We start from the raw sequence: 17,955 nt of genomic DNA, 5'->3' as shown, positions 1-17,955 counted from the left end.
TATGTAAGGGCGAATGGCCGTTCGCCCCTCCTAAATATGGGGTATTTTTTGAATTAGTCTAAACTTCAGTTACCACCAACAGTGAATCTTTTGGTTGATGTCTGCAACCGGGCGATCGTGTGAGGATGGGTAGCAACAGCGAATTAACCTACCGGGTGTTCAGTGATCGGCGGAGCTTGATCACTCGCACCATTCATAGCCGCATGTCACCGGGAAAGTGCATGAAGACACGGAAACTAGGAATTAAACTAGCCGCGATCGTAGGTGGAGTTGGCATTCTGGCGATCGGATCGGCTGCCGCCTACTGGCAAATGCAAGAGCGTCAATGGTGTCTGCGCTTTACCTCTAGTGGTGGGCAGGAAGTCACCTACAGTTGGGGCTGTCGCAATCCGCGCCGCTACCGACAATGGGTGATCACTGCCAGCAAACCCCAGGCTATCCCACCTGCACCGTAAGTCGTGGATGGCTCCAGGTTGCCAGATCTGTTAAGGAGCGATCGCGATACTTGCCATAGCGCTCTTGCTTATTGCGGATACGTTCTGGCAGTTCCGGGAGAATGCCGAAATTCGGTGGCATGGGTTGAAAGTGTTTGGGGGAAGCGGAACTAATGAAGTCAAACAATGCCCCCATCATGGTAGTAACAGGGAGTTGAATTAACGGTAATCCCAAAGCTAACCGCGCCGCATTGGTTCCGGCTAACCAACCTCCTGCCGCTGCGGCGGTGTACCCCTCTGTTCCGATTAACTGACCTGCCGCTAATAGGGTCGATCGCCCTTTAAATTGCAGCGTTGGATGCAGTAATTCCGGGGCATTGATAAAGGTATTCCGGTGCATCACGCCCATGCGCACAAACTCGGCATTTTCTAAACCGGGGATCAACCGAAACACCCGCTTTTGCTCACCCCAACGCAAATTAGTTTGGAAGCCGACTAAATTCCATAGTTGACCTGCCCGATCCTCCTGGCGTAATTGCACGACCGCATAGGGACGCTTCGATTTATTGGCGGGATCGCGAAAATCGCCTAACCGGGCATCAAAAATGCCCACAGGTTTCAGAGGCCCATAGCGCATGGTATCTTCCCCCCGACGCGCCATTTCTTCGATCGGCAAACACCCCTCAAAAAACTTTGCCGTTTCTCGCTCAAAATCCTTCAGTTCCGCTTGTTCCGCCTGACATAACTCTTGCCAAAAGTGGAGATATTGCTCCCGGTTCATGGGACAGTTGAGGTAAGCGGCTTCCCCGCGATCGTAGCGAGAGGCGCGAAAGGCAATCTCATAGTTAATGGATTCACCCACGACGATCGGACTGGCGGCATCGAAAAAGCTCATGTATTCCATGCCCGTAAACCGCTGCAAATCCGCTGTTAAATCTGGGCTGGTTAATGGGCCTGTGGTGAGTACGACAATCCCCTCGGTTGGCAGGTGATCCACTTCCTGCCGCCGCAATTCGATCAGGGGATGGTGCGCCAGGGTATCCGTAAGATTCTGACTAAATACCGCCCGATCGACCGCTAAAGCTCCCCCCGCCGGAACCGCATGTTCATCGGCTTTCCCAATTACGATCGAGCCTAAGCGGCGTAATTCTTCATGCAGGAGTCCCGACGCGCGATCGGTTGCCTGTGCCCCAAAGGAGTTACTACAGACTAACTCGGCTAACTGGTCAGTGTGATGCGCCGGACTCAGGCGTTGGGGACGCATTTCAGACAAAATCACAGGCACTCCTGCCTGGGCAATCTGCCATGCTGCCTCCGTTCCTGCCAGTCCTCCGCCAATTACCTGAATGGGTTGCTTTACGGTCATTGTTCGTTCCCACGCTCGATCTTTTCTAGGATACTCCGGGGTGGGGAGGTGGGGAGTGGGGAGGTTTAATGGGGAGAAGCTGGGTCTTGGAGGGTGGGACGGTAGCAGAGGTAGGCGAGGACACCGAAGAGGGGGAGGAGGGCGATCGTCCAGAACCAGCCAGAATTCTGTAAACCGCGTCGTGCCAGGTCATCATCGAGTAGGGGTAACAGGGGAGCCAATCCGAGAATGCCCGTAAAGTTGGCTGCCAGGAAGTAAACGAAAGCAGGGAGTTTCTGCATTCTGCCATCGGTAAACATCAGACAACCGTAGATCATCGGCAGTACGCCCATGAGCCAGAAGATCGCAACCAGATACCCGTTCACGTCTGACCAGTGCAAGGTGAGGAGATGACGCACGATCGGGAATGTTTCTGGTTGATCTAAAGGATCCAGCCACACAATATAGATGCTAAATCCCAGCCAGATCGCGCTAATCACAATCTGCCGGATCAAAGTCGTAACCATGAATAAAGTTGCTACCTTCTCGTGCCCTCCTCCCACAGAAGAGGGGAGCTAGAAAACTAATTCCCCCTCCCTGGGGCTACCGTGTATACATAAGTCAATCTGGACTTCGTTTGAGACTTTTAGCCCCCTAAATCCCCCAATTCTGGGGGACTTTGAATGGTTCGGCTCCCCCAGAATTGGGGGTCGGGGGGCGGTTCGTTAGTGCTTTGGCTAGATTTGATCACTTGTGTGTACACCGTAGCTCCCTGGGGAGAGGGTTAGGGTGAGGGTAAAAATTCCGCTTAAGCAAATTCCGATCCTAAGCAGCGGGTTGTCCAGATTGATCAAAAGGCTTGTTACTAGGGGCAAACGACAGCATCAGCCGCGATAGCCCGGTAAACAGAACACTAATCCCCACCAGAGTTCCAATTAACCAGGGAGCATTAAAGGGCCACTGGAACCAGATCATGCCGCCCAGAGCCAGGGTAACGATGCCATCAAACAAGACCCAGGTCCAATTGGGTTGAGGACGTAACCGGAATGCCAGAATCAATTCAAATACACCTTCAGTAAATAGGAAGCTGCCTAATAGCAAGGTCAGGGTCAAAATGCCCGTCCGGGGAGACAGAACCAGCATTGCGCCTGTGACGACATAAAGCACACTGAGTAGTAGTTTCCAGATAAACCCACCTTGCTCGCGGGTCTGGAAGGCATAGACTAATTTAGCGGCTCCAGCGGAAATCAGAATTACAGCGGCCCAGGTTTCCACAAATAGCGTAGACACCGTAGGCAGGGCGATCGCAATGATCCCTAAAACAATCAAAAGCGCTCCAGTTAAAAATGAGCCGCCCATCGGTTTTCGGATAGGAGTCGTATTGGCGTTAGGGTTAGGTACATCAGTTGTCATATCAAATCCTTACTCAGCAAAACACTTGCCCTCTCAGACTAAAAAAAATTCTCCGCCGATTTCAGAACCTCAAGAAAGAACTTGATGAACCTGAGCAATCCCATAGGGCAGATCTTGTGATATTTAAATCCTCCGTTCAGCCGGCCATGATCATATTTCCCGATCGGAGGGAATTCTAGAGATGTTCAAGCCCTACCCCTACTCCTGCAACTGAATGTTTACTCTACGACATCCTGGTTTGGAGACAGGTGATTACAATGTTGGGCAGTCTGAAACCTGCAATTTAGATACCAATCCTCACTTCAAGGGATTCATTTCTAATGCTAAAAAATCTTTATATCGCCGCGATCGAAGCGGGCAGTGGCAAATCCCTGGTGTCGTTAGGACTCATGGAACTATTGTCGAAACGCATTCATCGCTTGGGCTTTTTTCGCCCCGTGATTCATAGCGGCGATCGACCCGATAATGATTTGGAACTGATCCGTCGCCGCTACCAGTTAGGGTTTCCCTACGACAGTCAATATGCCCTGACCCACGAAGAAGCCCGCCAGTTAACGGCTCAAGGGCACTATGAGGAATTGCTCAAGCGGGTGATTGCCAAGTACAAAGACTTAGAGCGGCAATGTGATTTTGTCGTCTGCGAAGGCATTGATGCCACCGATATTGATCCCGCCTTTGTCGATAACTTTAATGTCCGGGTTGCTAGGCATTTAGCGGCTCCCTTATTAATCGTGGCAAACGGACAGCATAAGGCTGCCAATGAGGTGGTTGGAGCCGTTCGCACCGAGCGAGAAGCGTTCATTGAGGAGGGATGTGAGATTCTGGCAACGATGGTGAACCGAGTGGAGCCCAGTCAAATTCCGCAGATTCGCGACCAGTTAGCCCAGATCTGGCATTGTCCCGATCCCGTCTTTGTGTTGCCCGAAGATAGCACGATCGCCCAACCAACTGTAGGGGAGATTCTTACCGCCTTGAACGGCAAGCTAATTTATGGCGAAGATAATCAACTGACGCGGGAAGTCCAGAGCTATAAAGTAGCGGCAATGGAACTACCCAACTTTCTGGAACGGGTGCAAGAAGGCGGCTTAATTATTACTCCCGGCGATCGCTCTGATATTGTCCTGGGGTGTCTGACTGCCACCTTTTCCGAGAATTATCCCAAAGTGGCTGGCATTGTCTTAACCGGAGGATTGCCGTTAGCGCCCCAAATGAAAACCTTATTAGATGGAGTGCGGCGACCAATCATCCCCATGTTTAGTGTGGAGACGGACACCTATCAAACCGCCATGCAGATCCACTCCGTTCATGCGGAGATCAAACCCGAAAACGATCGCAAAATTGCCGCCGCCCTGGGCATTTTTGAAGCCTATGTAGATACTGGCAAACTAGCAGATCACATTGCGGTATCTCGCTCCGATCGCATTACCCCGATCATGTTTGAATATGAACTGATCGAACGGGCAAAAGCCAAAAAACAACGGATTGTGCTACCTGAAGGCAACGATGAACGCATTCTACGGGCAACCGAAATTCTACTGCGACGGGGCGTGGTGGATGTGACGTTGTTAGGCAATGAACAGGAAATTCGGGAACATACCGCCGCTCTGGGGCTAAATCTGGAGGGGGTTCGCATTATTAATCCCTTAACCTCCGAGTGGTATGACGATTATGCCGCGACCTACTATGAACTACGGAAGCATAAGGGCATTACCGACGGATTTGCGCGGGATATTATGCATGATGCCAGCTACTTTGGCACGATGATGGTTTATCAAGGCGTTGCCGATGGCATGGTTTCAGGTGCATTACACACCACTGCCCATACGATTCGGCCGGCTCTGGAGTTTATTCGGACTCAGCCCGGATGCTCGATCGTCTCCAGTGTGTTTCTCATGTGTCTCGACGATCGCGTCCTGGTGTATGGCGACTGTGCGGTGAATCCTAACCCCAATCCTCAACAACTGGCGGATATTGCCATTAGTTCGGCATTGACGGCACAAACATTTGGCATTGAACCGTTAGTAGCCATGCTGTCCTATTCCACCGGGGAATCTGGTAAAGGGGAAGATGTGGATAAGGTGAAAGAGGCGACAAAACTGGCGCGAGCCCTGCGACCCGATTTACAGATCGAAGGGCCAATTCAATATGATGCGGCAGTCGATGAAACCGTTGCCAGGACTAAGCTACCCGGCAGTGCCGTGGCTGGACATGCTACAGTCTTCATTTTTCCTGACCTCAACACTGGCAATAATACTTACAAAGCGGTGCAACGATCGGCGAATGCCGTAGCGATCGGTCCGGTGTTGCAAGGGTTACGCAAACCTGTGAACGATCTGAGTCGGGGTTGTACGGTGACTGATATCGTGAATACGGTAGCGATTACAGCCATTCAAGCCCAGGTTTCTTAATGCCTCATAGTATCGTTCCTAAGTGGAATCCCTAATATTACCCCCGAGAGGTGATGTGATTTTCATTACATAAACTTTAAGATGTCCGGCTCTGTATTTTTTTTTGCTGAAGTGATGTCTAAGTCACTGACAGTCCTTGGAGGAGATGAGTAGCATTTTCTACAGGAAATAACCGTCTCCTCTCTCCCATCTACCTTAACTATCGAAGTATCTCCCGTATGAGTCCATTGACCTCCGTGAAAGCCTCGCCTCTGTCAGGAATGCCAGTATCGGCAACCGTCAGCAGCTATTTGCGATCGCAGTCCACCCAGAACACCATTCATCGTATCTGGTGTGGGCGCGGGAAGGTGTTAACTCGACAGGGATACTATGAGGCAGCATTGGCTAGCTTTGATGCGGCATTACAGTTGCAACCGGATGATCACCAAAGTTGGGTGTTTCGCGGGGTAGCGTTAATGCATCTGGGACGCTACAAAGCGGCTCTGGCAAGTTTCAACCAAGCCTTAGAACTGGTGGCGGACGATCGGGAAGTGTGGATTTTCCACGGAGCCGTCCTTACCTACTTGAATCGGCATGATGAGGCGATCGCAAGCTACAAAATGGCACTCAGTATGCAACAACAGAGCAATCAGATTTGCTGCGACTATCCCCTTTGGCTCCCACCCCAACTGCAAAGAATGGCAACCGTCACCGCGATCGCCTGAGAAATCCGTGCGTAATCCCAAAATCGGGATAGTCTGGTAGGTCAGAATTGGTGACTCCCTGCATCTATGGTGACTTCTCCCCGGTTTCCCGATATTCAGAATCACTGGGCGCGTTCGTTTATTGAAGGTTTGGCACAACGGAATATTGTCCGAGGGTTCCCAGACGGGACATTTCGACCCGATCAACCTGTGACCCGAGCTGAATTTGCGGTACTGTTGCAGACTGCCTTCCCCCGCCCGATCGCCCGTCCACCGCTCACCTTCACGGATGTTCCAGCGAATCACTGGGCAATTAACGCGATTCGGTATGCGTATCAAACCAATTTTTTAACGGGTTATCCTGGACAACAATTTCGTCCGAATGAGAATATTCCCCGGGTTCAGGCATTAGCAGCATTAGCCGGTGGTTTAGGCTTTGCCAACTCTCCACCCGTCAATCTGTCCACGACCTACCAAGACAGTGGGCAGATTCCCAGTTGGGCAACCACGACGATCGCCGCCGCCACGGCAAATGAAATTGTGGTGAACTATCCCAACCTGTCCCAACTCCGACCGCTCCAAGCCACTACGCGGGGGGAGGTATCAGCCTTCATTTACCAATGCTTAGTCCAATTAGGGCAAGCGACCGCGATCGCCTCTGCCTACATTGTGCGCCCGATGCAAACTGTTACCGTGGGACATCGCCGCGAACTCCGGGCAGTCTGGGTTGCCTGTGTCTGGAATGGAGACTTTCCTTCGGCTACGGGACTGTCCACCCAACAACAGCAGACGGAACTGATCACGATCCTCGATCGCATGCAGGCATTGAACTTTAATACGCTGATCTTTCAGGTACGCCCAGAAGGCGATGCGATGTATGCCTCCTCCCTGGAACCCTGGAGTAATTGGATTACAGGCACTCAGGGGCAAGCCCCTAATCCGTTTTATGACCCGTTGGAATTTGTGATTAATCAGGCACACCAACGCAACATTGAAGTCCATGCCTGGTTTAATCCCTATCGTGCCCGCACCGCTCAACGTACCGTCAATGTGCGACCCCATATCGCGGTCACCAATCCCAGTGTGGTTTACACCTGGGGAACACAACTGTGGGCAGACCCCGGTGCCAAGGTGGTTCAGGATCGCACCTACAACGTGATTATGGATGTGGTGCGGCGGTATAACGTGGATGGCATTCATTTGGATGATTATTTTTACCCCTACCCGATCACTGGGCAAACCTTTCCCGATAATGCGACCTATCAGGCATACCGGAATAGTGGTGGCAGTCTCGCCTTGGCCGATTGGCGACGGGAGAATGTGAATACGCTGATCCAACGGGTATTAAACGGAATTCGGGCAACCAAACCCTATGTGAAATTTGGCATCAGTCCCTTCGGAATTTATCGTCCGGGTCAACCTGCACAAATTCAAGGATTAGATGCCTACAGCCAGCTTTATGCCGACTCGCTGAAATGGTTACAACAGGGGTGGGTCGATTACCTGGCACCCCAACTCTACTGGCGAATTGATCCGCCTGCCCAAAGTTACCCCGCCCTATTGGACTGGTGGATTAGCAATAATCCCAAGCAACGGCATGTTTATGCCGGGAATACGCTCAGTCGTCTGGATGGCACCACTTGGGATTTGACCGAAACGGAACGGCAGGTGGAGATTACCCGGCAACGGTTCGATCGCGGGGCGATCGGCAACATTTTCTTTAGCATGACCGCGTTATTGAATAATCGGCAGGGCGTGACCGATCGCTTCCAAACAGCGACTTACCAAAGTTTAGCGTTAGCACCAACGATGTCCTGGCTGCCAGCCACACCGCCAGCCTTACCCAGTGGAGTGCGGGTTGCCAATCATCAGTTGACCTGGAATGCGGCGGGCGCGGAGGTGCGTTCTTGGACGCTATATCAACAAACGAATACTGGCTGGACATTACGCCAAATTCTTCCCGCGACAACCACGACGGTTCCAGCCCCATCCGGCACCTACGCAATTTGTGCGGTGAATCGGTTAGCCCAGGAGAGTGCCGGGGTGATGATTAAAGTGTAATTGGGAGAAAATCGCGATCGAAATTCCGAAGCTAGGCTAGGAGAAGGTGTTTCTGCATCTAAGCATTCCATCTTCAACCTGAGCCATGCGGTTAGAATTCATTGTGACGATGTTGTTGGGCGGACTGGCGTTTCGCTGGGGAATATCGGTGGGACGGGTGTTGCTGCGTAAAGGGGCAACCGCTAACGATTTGTTCAAAGGCAATCCCTTACTGTCCGTTCTATTTCTGGGACTGTACATTGGCTTAGTAGTTTTAGCCTTAAACGTGCCCCAGTTACCTGTCTTACCGATCGAGTGGCGGGTTTACGGGATGCAAATCACCTGGAGTATTCTCCGCATCGTTCTTCTAGGCTTTTGTGGTTTAGCGTTTATCATTACCTGGAAAACGGCTCGCCTTCAGGTCGCCGCCGTCGCACTGGTTGGGCTACTGGGACTGGCAGGCTTTGGGGCATCGGAGTCCTACTTTCTGTCCCCCATTTACCCAGAGCTGGCGAATAACCTCCAGCCCAATGGGGTATTTCAGCAAACTTCGATGAGTAGTTGTGCGCCTGCTGCTTTAGCGACTGTGTTGCGCCGGTGGGGAATTGAGGCGACGGAATCGAGTGTGGCGAAACTGGCCGGCACCAGTCGCTTAGGCACATCAATGCCACAGTTGATTGTTGCTGCCCGTGAGTTAGGCATGGAGGGAGCGGAACTATCTCCCAGTTGGGAGCAAATGCAACGGATCAATCGCCCTGGGGTGTTAGGAGTTTGGTTAATTAGTGGTGGGCGGAAGTTACCCCATGCGGTGGCGCTGTTAGCGATGGATAACGATCGCGCCGTAATTGGTGATCCGGCAAGAGGGCGGATTTTTGTCCTCGATCGTCAACAGTTTGCCGAGATTTGGCGGCAGGAATATGTGCCAATTTTCCGCCCCGGTGATGAGCAGCTAAGTGTCGATCGGGCTACTAATTATCTCAAAACCCTGGGATACTTGAGTCCTGCTGCCGCCGATATTCAGCCAGCGATTCGTAAGTTTCAAACCGCCATGCGAGTTGCCCAAACTGGAAATTTAGACATTAAAACCACGTTATTATTGACTGGCTCATTTCTGAAGGCTGTTCCCACTCTGGACACTCCATTTGGCACGTATTCAGAACAGGAGTCTGAGGCTACAATCAGCTAGCAATGTCTTTGCTGTATTGAACAATCAGGTTGAACTGGGGTTCAGTCGGTAGGCTACCGTGTACACATAAGGCTCAGTTGCAAACTCTTTCGCCCCCTAAATCCCCCAATTCTGGGGGACTTTGAATATCAGGTTCCCCCCAAACTTGGGGGGCTAGGGGGGCAAAATTTCAAATTTTAAGGTTGCTGAGATGTGTGTACATGTTAGAGATCATAGATTGCTACCAAACCTATTCTGATAAACACTCATCAGTTCACAGCAGAAGTTCATCAGCTAATTTAGAACTCTATGAAAGTGAGTATCATTACGCCAACGTATCAGCAACGAGAAGGTAATCTGAGAAATTTATATGCTTGTTTTCAATCCCAAACTCATCCTGAAAAAGAACTACTGGTATTAGATGATAGTCCTCAACCCTCTGAGTTTTTTCAAGCGTTATCTGATCCAAACGTGACCTATATTTATTCCGATCGTCGCTTGTCTACAGGAGAAAAACGCAATCTATTAATTCAGCAGGCGACGGGTGAAATTATTGTTCATTTCGATGATGATGATTACTATGCCTCGCATTATATTGAACGCAGTTTAGCCGTATTAGATAACTATGATTTCATCACTTTAAGTGGTTGGTATGCCTATGCCCAGAAGGAAAAGAGTCTCTTTTATTGGGACACCACTAAGGTAGGCAAGTGCCACTTTAAAGTTGCCCCTAGAGAAGAATTAGAAGTCATTTATACGGATGGCATCTCACCCGAAGATGAGGCGGAATGGGTAGAACCAACTCTCTGGGGGTTTGGGTTTTCCTATGTCTATCGCAAACGCATTTTTGAAACGTTAACGTTTAACGATGTGCATTTTGGGGAAGACTACCAACTGGTGCAACAAATCATTCAAAGTGGACACCAAGCCGCTTATTGGGCAGATCAGGAAGGTCTGGTATTGCATGTGATTCATCAAAAAAATATTTCTCTGATCTACCCACAATATTTGCTGCCTACTTTCCTGTTAGTGCCAATTTTTGGTCAGGCGATCGAGCCATATATTAAACCTGACTAATCCGCCAAAATTAGCACTGGTTTAATGCCGAACTTTTTGGGAATAGAACGATGCCGATTCGCGATCGCTGGCGCATTCCTGGGCAAAGGTAATTAAGTGATGTCCGACTAAACCAACATGAATTAAACTTTCGATTTTCCCTGCCTTAAGTTTAGGAGTTGCCATTTGCCAGAAGGTGTCGCGATAGTGGCTAAATACTCCCACTCGTAACAAAATCGTGCGTAATAATCGCAGTCCTTTACGAATATTTTTCCACGAAGTGCGAGCAGGGCTATTCGGCACTTTAATCCGGTTGGGATAGGTATGTTCCAGGTTATAGGCAAACCGTTCGTACAGGAAGGTGGGTTCGTAAGCTGTGACAATACACCGCCGCCACATCTCAATTACTTGATCGTAGGGCAGCAAAAATTCCACATTCGATTCCCGTGTTTCGTCAATCACTAAGCGCCCTTCTTGCTCTAGTCGTCGCCAGAGGGGAGTGCGGGGCAGGGCATGCAGGAGATTAATCGTCAGCATGGGAATGTGCGATCGCCGAATGAATTCCAGAATGCGATCGACGGTGTCTGGCGTATCGGTATCCAGTCCTAAAATGATCCCCGATACCACTTCCATGCCGTAACTGTTCAGCACTTTAATCGCCTCCAGAATCGGCATACTGAGATTGTGTTGTTTGGAAATCGATTTCAGGGCTTCCGGCTCCGGCGTTTCAATGCCGCAGAACACCGTACAGAAATACGCCTCCCGCATCATTTCCAGCAACTTGGGACTCTGGGCTAAATTCAGGGTGGCTTCACAGGCAAATTGGACGGGATAACCGTTGCGACGTTGCCAGTCAATCAGGTGTGGTAACAGTTCCATCGCCGCGCGACGATCGCCGACAAAGTTATCATCGACAAAATAGACGGCTCCAGGGTTGCCCGATCGCAGCATCGCATCCAGTTCTGCCAACACCTGTTCCGGTCGCTTCATGCGGGGATTGCGTCCATAAAGTTCCGGAATGTCACAAAACTCACAGCGATAAGGGCAACCACTGGAAAATTGCACATTCGCTAAAAAGTAATGATTCAGGTTGAGCAGGTGATATGCCGGGAGCGGAAACTCGCTCAAGGGTAGTCGCTCCTGGGTGGTAAATCGGAGTTGCTGGGGAGGGCGATCGTCATGCAAATCCAGATATTCGATCATGCGATCGGTGGCATCACCCAATTCCCCTAAATGCAGCAGATCAAAGTCGGGATAGTATTCGGGACACCCGGACACGGACGGTCCACCTAAAACCGTTATTGCCCCATATTGATGAGCCTGTTGATTAATCCGATTAATTTGCTGTCGCTGGATATGCATCCCACTGACGATCACCGCATCTGCCCAGCGATAATCCGCCGATCGCACCAATCGCACATTTTCATCAATGAAGCGGACTTCCCAGGTAGACGGTAGATAAGCCGCGACCACCAGAATGCCTTGCGGCGGCATAAAGGCTTTAACATTGCGGCCCATTAAGGGATAAGCATGGTGAAATGTCCCAAACGATCGACTGTATTTGGGAAAAACACACAGAATTCGGCGATGGTGATGCGGTTGATAGGGAGTTTTACCCAATGGGCGCTCGGAAATCGCTAAATTTGCGGCTTTCACGGCAATCATCCAGCACTCCTCCTGAATTGCGGTTGATGCCCCTGTATGCTACACCTTCTGCCAGGAGATTAAACCCCTCGTCTGAATCACAAAATACCTACCAATGTCACATAACCCACGGCTGATAACCCAGGAATCCGCCAAAATTGCCACAGTAAATATCCGGATTAGTAGACAAATTGTAAGTATCTAAGTTCTAATCAGGGTACGATTTTCGCCTGGGAGAAAGGTGGTCGAGGTTCAGGTTGAACTGAGATTCCGGAGCAATCTCCGCAAAAGTTCCGAAAGAGGGATATATTTTAGAGCGAACTTGGTGTAGCCGGTTGAGGAGTGGATCGATGGAATTATGCAGAGATGCATTGCAGGTTTTAGCCGAAACGAGCCGAACATTTTACATCCCGATCAGTCGTTTGCCTGCTGGGCTACAGGAAGCCGTAGCCTCTGCCTACTTATGTATGCGGGCGATCGACGAGGTAGAGGATCACCCAACCCTGGAAAATTCTTTCAAGGCGAAGCTATTAAAAATCATTAGTCTGGAACTGCAAGCCGCGACCGATCGGTTTACCGCCGATACCCTGACCGCCCGCTTGCAGCCCTATCGGGATGTGCTACCCGAGGTGACGCTCCGAGTTGGGGAATGGGCAGCGTTAGCACCCGAATCGATCGCCCCCCGGATTTGGGATGCCACTGCCGCCATGTCTGACCGGATGGCTCATTGGGCAGAAACAAATTGGCATGTGGAGACGGAGGCTGACCTCGATCGCTATACCTTTAGTGTGGCGGGAGCCGTAGGCTTATTGTTATCGGATTTATGGAATTGGTACGACTGCACCAAAACCAATCGGTTACAGGCGATCGGGTTTGGGCGGGGATTGCAAGCGGTTAACATCCTGCGGAACCATCACGAAGATCTGCGGCGGGGCGTATCGTTCTTCCCAACTGACTGGGATCTGGAAAAGATGCAAGGCTATGCCCGGAGAAATCTTGCGTTTGCCGATGCGTATACGGACGCTTTACCTATAGGACCTGCCCTCGACTTTTGCCGCATTCCCCTGGCGCTGGCTCACGCGACCTTAAATGCCTTATCCCAGGGAGAGGAAAAACTCAGCCGCAGTGCAGTAATTGCCTTAGTCGAACAGGTCACGAATAGTTCTCGATAGACTAGCGGTAAAGTACGCCAATACATCAATCCATGACTATTACGATTACGCCTGAAGAGATTGATCAATTTCGGGCAGAATTCACTGCGTATCCCGAAGCCCTGAAAGCACTGGATGAAATCGCTGATTGTGAGGGCGACCTGGAAGATGCCGCGATCGCCCTGGCGATTCAGGTGGGACAGGAACCTTCTACCAACGATCGCTGGATCGACGGACTAGCCAAACGCTGGCGACATATTATTTGCCAGGACGATCTTAAGGAACAACTGGAAGATGGGCTAACGGCAGATAGCCTTACCGCCTTCGCGGCTCAAGCGAACCTGCCCTTAAAGTTAGCCACTCCCGTTGCCCTTTATGTGATCAAAACCGGGCTCGATCGCTTTTGCCAACCCCTAGCCGAGAAAATTCAGTGAGCCATCAGCGGCGTTACGGTTCCCTGGGCGGAAACTTGCCTTCCCGGACTTCACTGCTAAAGGTTTGAACCGCCTGGGTCACGGTTTCCCGCAGGTTGGCATACAGTTTAGCGAAGGGAGGAATCCGGGTCGATAGGCCCAGCAGATCGGCGGTGACTAACACCTGTCCATCACAGTGCGATCCGGCTCCAATTCCGATCGTCGGGATCGTCAGTTTCTGGGTAATCTGGTCAGCAAGATCGGCAGGGATATGTTCCAGCACGATCGCGAAGGCTCCAGCCTGTTCCAGGGCGATCGCTTCATCAAGAATCCGTTCGGCAGCCGCCGCAGATTTCCCCTGTTGCCGATAACCCAAATGATGTACGGATTGAGGAGTCAATCCCACATGTCCCATCACGGGAATGCCTGCCTGCACCAGATGGGCGACCGTTTCCGCCATGATCGGATTGCCCCCTTCCAATTTGACCGCTTGAATGCCCGTTTCCTTCAGCACTCGTCCCGCCGAATGTAGGGCTTGCTGCACACTTTCCTGATAGGTCATAAACGGCAGATCACAGACCAGGAGAGCATGGCTGACTGCCCGCCGCACCGCCTTCGCGTGATGCAGCATTTCATCTAAGGTAATCGGCAGAGTGGTTTCGTAGCCTAGCGCCACCATTGCCAGCGAATCGCCAATCAGGATCACATCCACGCCAGCCTGATCCAGAATATGGGCGAAGGCATAATCCCAAGCGGTCAACGCTACGATCGCGCGTCCCTGTTGTTTATATTGCTTCAACTGCCAAGTCGTTAATGCCATGAGAGAGTCCAGGATGTAGAGAAATCGGCAAGCGCACTGCGACATTCTGCATTCTGCGGTTAGCACTCGCCTATTCACACCCTACACCCTAGCCCCCCTGTTCTACATGCGATCGCCCGGGAACTACTACCGGACGGCATTAAACGTATTGTGAACTCCCACCTGGTAAGTCGTCATACTTACCCAGGCAAGTCCCTGCCCCGTCCCAACCCAAAGTTTGTTGCCCGTATCGGCTGCCAGCGCAAAAATCTGGGCAGAGGGGAGATTACTAATCTCGCCATCAATCGCACCATTAGCGGGATTCACGCGCACCAGACCCGTCCCTGTTCCGACCCAGAGGCGATTGGTGCGATCGAAGCGCAGAGCTTTCACATTCCGCCCTTGCATCTGCGTCACCGATCGCAGTTTCGGGGGTCGCATACTCTCTAACAGAGGAGCTGACTGATTCGCCGCCGGAGTGGCAGCAGGGCGTTGTTGAGGTTGTGGTTTTGCCGTCTGGGCAGGTTTCTGGGCTGGTTTTTGGGCAGTTCTCTGAGTCGAGCGCGTTGTAGTTACCCGATTGGTTGCTTGAGTTGGCGATCGACGGGCATTCGCCGTTGCATTGCGAGTGGTGGCTGGCTGAGCGGCGGGTCTGGGGGCTGGCGGTGGTGGTTCCGGCCCATAGCCAAAATCAAATTCCAATAGGGCATTCGGTGTCCCTGCCCAAATCGTGCCATTAGGGTTGGTGGTCAGCGTTTGTACTGTTGTTCCAGGCAGGTCAGTAATGCGCTGCATGATCAAGGCACTGGCGGTATTAATCCGCACCATGCCGTCTAACGTTCCCACCCAGAGATTCCCCTGGGTATCTAAGGTCAAAGCATTGGCACTCACTCCGGGCAAGTTCTTGACCGTAGTCATGATTAAACCCTGGTCAGGACTAATCAACACTAAGCCAGCATCCGTTCCGACCCAAAGGTAGCCCCGTTTATCGACTAATAGCGATAACACCCGATTAGAAGGCAAGGCAAAATTTTGCGCTGTCAATTGTCCGGTGCGTGGATCCACTCGGACTAATCCTTCATAGCTACCCACCCAAATCCGACCACTGCGATCCTGGGCTAGCGCTCCCACCGTGACATTCGGTAAACTAACCCGTTGCAAAATCTGTCCCGTGTTGGGATCAATTTGTGCCAGACCCTGCCAGGAAGCCACCCACAGGTTGCGAGAACTATCGGGCTGGAGGGCACTAATCCGGTAATCAATGCCGATCGTCTGTTCCTGTTGGGTCTGCCGTTGATTCGGTAGGGGTTCCTGACGCGGGGGAGGAGCCGTAGGGGGATACAGGGGAGCAGGTTCCCGGCTCGGAGTCACCAACGTCTGGGCAATTTGTCGATCGCGATGGCTACTGACTCTTACTACCTCCGATCGAACCGTCGATTGGTATCCCCAGCCCTGCCAACCCAGAACCACGATCGAACCGATTAACCCTCGGATGAGGCTTGTACGCAATGCCATAGTAACGACCCTATACAGCAGATTGGGTATCCTGTGCCCCATCATACTGTCAGTTCCAGAAGATGAAGCGGTTCGTTATGGGTTCACTGCAACTTTCCCATCCGTAAATCCGAGAGCCGTTTTTGCGCGATCGGATCGAGGGAATGGGCTAACAGGCGATTCGGAGTTTTGCGGGCAGGTTTCTGCTGGCGTTGCACCCGGCAGGCAATCATGTCTACATCGGCGGCTAGCCGTTCCGCCGACATCCATTCCGCACCATAACCGACTACTGTAAGTTGTTGAGCCCGATCGGAGGTCGCCACAATCAGGCGTTGATGAAACTTCCGCAGGTCGTAGCGAAAATCGGCGCAGGCTTTTTCAATAAAGGTGTCTGCGGTTTGCCCAAAATCGGTGTAATGAATACTCAGGTTGCGGGTGATGATCTCCCGACTGCCGCAGGTGTCCTGGTATTGAGCATCAAACACGATCCGGGTATCGTAGCCCTGGTAAGCGCTGTAATTAGCTAATGCCTCAACCAGCTTCCGGCGGGCTTCTTCCAAACCCAGGCGATCGCGGGTGCGTTTCAAGTCAGCCCAATGCCCGACTACGTTGTAGCCGTCTACAAATAGCAGTGCCTGCGGAGACGATCGCGGCATGGGAACACCTGAAACGTTTACATGGGCATAATCAGATTTTCAATCAATCTTAATATTTAATCAAGTAATTACGCTGTACTACAGATAACAAACTGTAGCAATCCAGATTCTTGGTCAGGAAGGACGAAGGCTTCAGATCAAGATTTACTAAATAATGGCGAATTGGTTTGATCGCAGGCGTTGCCCCTACGGTTCGCTGCTGACAGGCATTTGCATCAGGCGTTGTCGCAGGCGTTGCGGATCACCCTGATCCACGACGTTGCCCTGTTCCAGCAAAAATGCCCCGTCACAGTAATCTAATTCGTCCAAACGGTGCGTTACCCATAGAGCGGTTAAATTTCGGCGTTTGACCAACTTTTGTACCTGAGCCACTAATTCCAGTTGGCTATCAGGATCAAGTAAGGCGGTCGGTTCGTCCAGCAATAATACTTCACAATGTCGGGCGATCGCGCCAGCAATGGCAACCCGTTGTTTCTGTCCACCACTGAGGGCATAGATCGGACGGCGAATTAACGGCAGCAAGTTCACGGCATCTAGGGCTTCTGCGACCCGAGCCTGTAACTGGTTTGGGGGTAACTGTTCTTCCACCAACCCAAAGGCAACATCCGCACCCACGGTCGGCATAACTAATTGATGGTCGGGATTTTGGAAGACAAAGCCACAGCGAGGCATTGGTTTAATCTCGCCAGATTGCGCTTGGAGTAACCCTGCCAGTAGCCGTAGTAAGGTCGATTTGCCACTGCCATTTGTCCCCAACAGCATCCAAAACTCGCCTTTAGGAACGTTCAGGCTACACGATCGCAAAACTGTATCGCCTTTGTACCAGCGAAAACAGAGATCGTGTACCTGAATCGCAAAGCGATCGTCAACGACAAGGTTGGCGCTCATTCGGCTAGAGCGAAGAAGCCGGGAGGTCTGCCAGACGCGGTCGCTGTACTGGACTTCTCATACATCTGAACGGCGGAGATGTCACTGCTAACGACGCTAATCTTCTTACCAACCTGGTAATCGCAGGTTAATTCCAATAAGTTACTCCCACCCGATCGAATCGCGTCCAGCACTTGCTGGTAAACTCCCTCAGCTTCTTCCTGGGTCTTACGCTGTACCGATAAGGTCATCGCGGTGTTCCGAATGGTCAAGTCAATAATGAACATGCAATCAGTGGTGAATTAGGACGTTCGATTCTAAGTATCGCAAATCCCGGGCAGATTGGATGGGGAGATGGGGAGATGGGGCTGTCTCTTATACACATCT

The 17,955-nt window shown here is 51.4% G+C and carries 17 protein-coding genes; 8 read left to right on the top strand and 9 right to left on the bottom strand.

The window, feature by feature from the left end; genetic code table 11:
• Window positions 1-125: 125 nt before the first annotated feature.
• Window positions 126-455: a hypothetical protein gene (locus tag ACN4EK_RS27760; protein ID WP_431661640.1), complete on the top strand. Its 330-nt coding sequence runs from the start codon at window positions 126-128 to the stop codon at window positions 453-455.
• On the opposite strand, the gene trmFO is transcribed toward ACN4EK_RS27760, so the two are convergent.
• From trmFO to ACN4EK_RS27745, 3 genes are all read right to left on the bottom strand, one after another.
• Window positions 436-1,800: an FADH(2)-oxidizing methylenetetrahydrofolate--tRNA-(uracil(54)-C(5))-methyltransferase TrmFO gene (trmFO, locus tag ACN4EK_RS27755; protein ID WP_431661638.1), complete on the bottom strand. Its 1,365-nt coding sequence runs from the start codon at window positions 1,798-1,800 to the stop codon at window positions 436-438. The two genes, ACN4EK_RS27760 and trmFO, sit on opposite strands and share 20 nt — an antisense overlap.
• A gap of 65 nt (window positions 1,801-1,865) precedes the next feature.
• A complete protein-coding gene (locus tag ACN4EK_RS27750; protein WP_431661636.1) occupies window positions 1,866-2,306 on the bottom strand; it encodes a hypothetical protein in 441 nt (146 codons plus the stop codon).
• A gap of 298 nt (window positions 2,307-2,604) precedes the next feature.
• The gene (locus ACN4EK_RS27745) at window positions 2,605-3,192 is read right to left on the bottom strand and encodes an HdeD family acid-resistance protein (RefSeq protein WP_431661634.1); all 588 of its coding nucleotides are present in this window, start codon (window positions 3,190-3,192) and stop codon (window positions 2,605-2,607) included.
• 320 nt (window positions 3,193-3,512) lie between these two features.
• Here ACN4EK_RS27745 and pta point away from each other — a divergent pair, with 320 nt between their 5' ends.
• The 5 genes from pta to ACN4EK_RS27720 all read left to right on the top strand — a co-directional run bounded on the left by pta (window position 3,513) and on the right by ACN4EK_RS27720 (window position 10,565).
• Complete coding sequence (gene pta, locus ACN4EK_RS27740; protein ID WP_431661631.1) at window positions 3,513-5,600, top strand: phosphate acetyltransferase; 2,088 nt, start codon at window positions 3,513-3,515, stop codon at window positions 5,598-5,600.
• 218 nt (window positions 5,601-5,818) lie between these two features.
• Window positions 5,819-6,304 carry a tetratricopeptide repeat protein gene (locus ACN4EK_RS27735; RefSeq protein ID WP_431661628.1) on the top strand — a complete coding sequence of 162 codons (486 nt, stop codon included), beginning with the start codon at window positions 5,819-5,821 and terminating at the stop codon, window positions 6,302-6,304.
• 66 nt (window positions 6,305-6,370) lie between these two features.
• Window positions 6,371-8,344 carry a glycoside hydrolase family 10 protein gene (locus ACN4EK_RS27730; protein WP_431661626.1) on the top strand — a complete coding sequence of 658 codons (1,974 nt, stop codon included), beginning with the start codon at window positions 6,371-6,373 and terminating at the stop codon, window positions 8,342-8,344.
• An 85-nt stretch (window positions 8,345-8,429) separates the two neighbouring features.
• Window positions 8,430-9,509 carry a cysteine peptidase family C39 domain-containing protein gene (locus ACN4EK_RS27725; RefSeq protein ID WP_431661624.1) on the top strand — a complete coding sequence of 360 codons (1,080 nt, stop codon included), beginning with the start codon at window positions 8,430-8,432 and terminating at the stop codon, window positions 9,507-9,509.
• Window positions 9,510-9,797: 288 nt separating this feature from the next.
• Window positions 9,798-10,565 (top strand): glycosyltransferase family 2 protein, encoded by a 768-nt coding sequence (locus tag ACN4EK_RS27720; RefSeq protein WP_431661622.1) that lies wholly within the window; start codon window positions 9,798-9,800, stop codon window positions 10,563-10,565.
• A 21-nt stretch (window positions 10,566-10,586) separates the two neighbouring features.
• Here ACN4EK_RS27720 and ACN4EK_RS27715 read toward each other — a convergent pair whose 3' ends face one another.
• A complete protein-coding gene (locus ACN4EK_RS27715; RefSeq protein ID WP_431661619.1) occupies window positions 10,587-12,209 on the bottom strand; it encodes a B12-binding domain-containing radical SAM protein in 1,623 nt (540 codons plus the stop codon).
• 329 nt (window positions 12,210-12,538) lie between these two features.
• Here ACN4EK_RS27715 and ACN4EK_RS27710 point away from each other — a divergent pair, with 329 nt between their 5' ends.
• Both ACN4EK_RS27710 and ACN4EK_RS27705 read left to right on the top strand, forming a co-directional pair.
• Entirely contained in the window at window positions 12,539-13,360 is an 822-nt protein-coding gene (locus tag ACN4EK_RS27710; protein WP_431661616.1) for a squalene/phytoene synthase family protein, read from the top strand.
• A 32-nt stretch (window positions 13,361-13,392) separates the two neighbouring features.
• A complete protein-coding gene (locus tag ACN4EK_RS27705) occupies window positions 13,393-13,773 on the top strand; it encodes a hypothetical protein (protein WP_431661614.1) in 381 nt (126 codons plus the stop codon).
• 13 nt (window positions 13,774-13,786) lie between these two features.
• Here ACN4EK_RS27705 and panB read toward each other — a convergent pair whose 3' ends face one another.
• From panB to ACN4EK_RS27680, 5 genes are all read right to left on the bottom strand, one after another.
• The gene (gene panB, locus ACN4EK_RS27700; RefSeq protein WP_431661612.1) at window positions 13,787-14,572 is read right to left on the bottom strand and encodes a 3-methyl-2-oxobutanoate hydroxymethyltransferase; all 786 of its coding nucleotides are present in this window, start codon (window positions 14,570-14,572) and stop codon (window positions 13,787-13,789) included.
• Between the two features lie 126 nt (window positions 14,573-14,698).
• Entirely contained in the window at window positions 14,699-16,066 is a 1,368-nt protein-coding gene (locus ACN4EK_RS27695; protein ID WP_431661610.1) for a ligand-binding sensor domain-containing protein, read from the bottom strand.
• An 83-nt stretch (window positions 16,067-16,149) separates the two neighbouring features.
• Entirely contained in the window at window positions 16,150-16,701 is a 552-nt protein-coding gene (locus ACN4EK_RS27690; protein WP_431661607.1) for an NYN domain-containing protein, read from the bottom strand.
• Window positions 16,702-16,887: 186 nt separating this feature from the next.
• Window positions 16,888-17,589, bottom strand: a complete 702-nt coding sequence (locus tag ACN4EK_RS27685) for an energy-coupling factor ABC transporter ATP-binding protein (protein WP_431661606.1) — start codon at window positions 17,587-17,589, stop codon at window positions 16,888-16,890.
• Entirely contained in the window at window positions 17,586-17,855 is a 270-nt protein-coding gene (locus ACN4EK_RS27680) for a hypothetical protein (protein WP_431661603.1), read from the bottom strand. Before ACN4EK_RS27680 ends, ACN4EK_RS27685 begins: the two co-directional genes overlap by 4 nt.
• Between the last annotated feature and the right edge of the window lie 100 nt (window positions 17,856-17,955).

This window comes from Pantanalinema rosaneae CENA516 (assembly GCF_050753385.1).
GTDB lineage: Bacteria > Cyanobacteriota > Cyanobacteriia > Leptolyngbyales > Leptolyngbyaceae > Pantanalinema > Pantanalinema rosaneae.
The sequence above is the reverse complement of the archived record's forward strand: the minus strand, read 5'-3'. Positions and strand labels throughout refer to the sequence as shown.

What these genes read in the sequence shown, in the direction of transcription:
- ACN4EK_RS27745 (WP_431661634.1), bottom strand. Translation starts at nt 3,192, where the DNA reads ATGACAACTGATGTACCTAACCCTAACGCCAATACGACTCCTATCCGA.
- ACN4EK_RS27735 (WP_431661628.1), top strand. Translation starts at nt 5,819, where the DNA reads ATGAGTCCATTGACCTCCGTGAAAGCCTCGCCTCTGTCAGGAATGCCA.
- ACN4EK_RS27720 (WP_431661622.1), top strand. Translation starts at nt 9,798, where the DNA reads ATGAAAGTGAGTATCATTACGCCAACGTATCAGCAACGAGAAGGTAAT.
- ACN4EK_RS27685 (WP_431661606.1), bottom strand. Translation starts at nt 17,589, where the DNA reads ATGAGCGCCAACCTTGTCGTTGACGATCGCTTTGCGATTCAGGTACAC.
- ACN4EK_RS27705 (WP_431661614.1), top strand. Translation starts at nt 13,393, where the DNA reads ATGACTATTACGATTACGCCTGAAGAGATTGATCAATTTCGGGCAGAA.
- ACN4EK_RS27690 (WP_431661607.1), bottom strand. Translation starts at nt 16,701, where the DNA reads ATGCCGCGATCGTCTCCGCAGGCACTGCTATTTGTAGACGGCTACAAC.
- pta (WP_431661631.1), top strand. Translation starts at nt 3,513, where the DNA reads ATGCTAAAAAATCTTTATATCGCCGCGATCGAAGCGGGCAGTGGCAAA.
- trmFO (WP_431661638.1), bottom strand. Translation starts at nt 1,800, where the DNA reads ATGACCGTAAAGCAACCCATTCAGGTAATTGGCGGAGGACTGGCAGGA.
- ACN4EK_RS27695 (WP_431661610.1), bottom strand. Translation starts at nt 16,066, where the DNA reads ATGGCATTGCGTACAAGCCTCATCCGAGGGTTAATCGGTTCGATCGTG.
- ACN4EK_RS27680 (WP_431661603.1), bottom strand. Translation starts at nt 17,855, where the DNA reads ATGTTCATTATTGACTTGACCATTCGGAACACCGCGATGACCTTATCG.
- panB (WP_431661612.1), bottom strand. Translation starts at nt 14,572, where the DNA reads ATGGCATTAACGACTTGGCAGTTGAAGCAATATAAACAACAGGGACGC.
- ACN4EK_RS27725 (WP_431661624.1), top strand. Translation starts at nt 8,430, where the DNA reads ATGCGGTTAGAATTCATTGTGACGATGTTGTTGGGCGGACTGGCGTTT.
- ACN4EK_RS27715 (WP_431661619.1), bottom strand. Translation starts at nt 12,209, where the DNA reads ATGATTGCCGTGAAAGCCGCAAATTTAGCGATTTCCGAGCGCCCATTG.
- ACN4EK_RS27710 (WP_431661616.1), top strand. Translation starts at nt 12,539, where the DNA reads ATGGAATTATGCAGAGATGCATTGCAGGTTTTAGCCGAAACGAGCCGA.
- ACN4EK_RS27750 (WP_431661636.1), bottom strand. Translation starts at nt 2,306, where the DNA reads ATGGTTACGACTTTGATCCGGCAGATTGTGATTAGCGCGATCTGGCTG.
- ACN4EK_RS27760 (WP_431661640.1), top strand. Translation starts at nt 126, where the DNA reads ATGGGTAGCAACAGCGAATTAACCTACCGGGTGTTCAGTGATCGGCGG.
- ACN4EK_RS27730 (WP_431661626.1), top strand. Translation starts at nt 6,371, where the DNA reads ATGGTGACTTCTCCCCGGTTTCCCGATATTCAGAATCACTGGGCGCGT.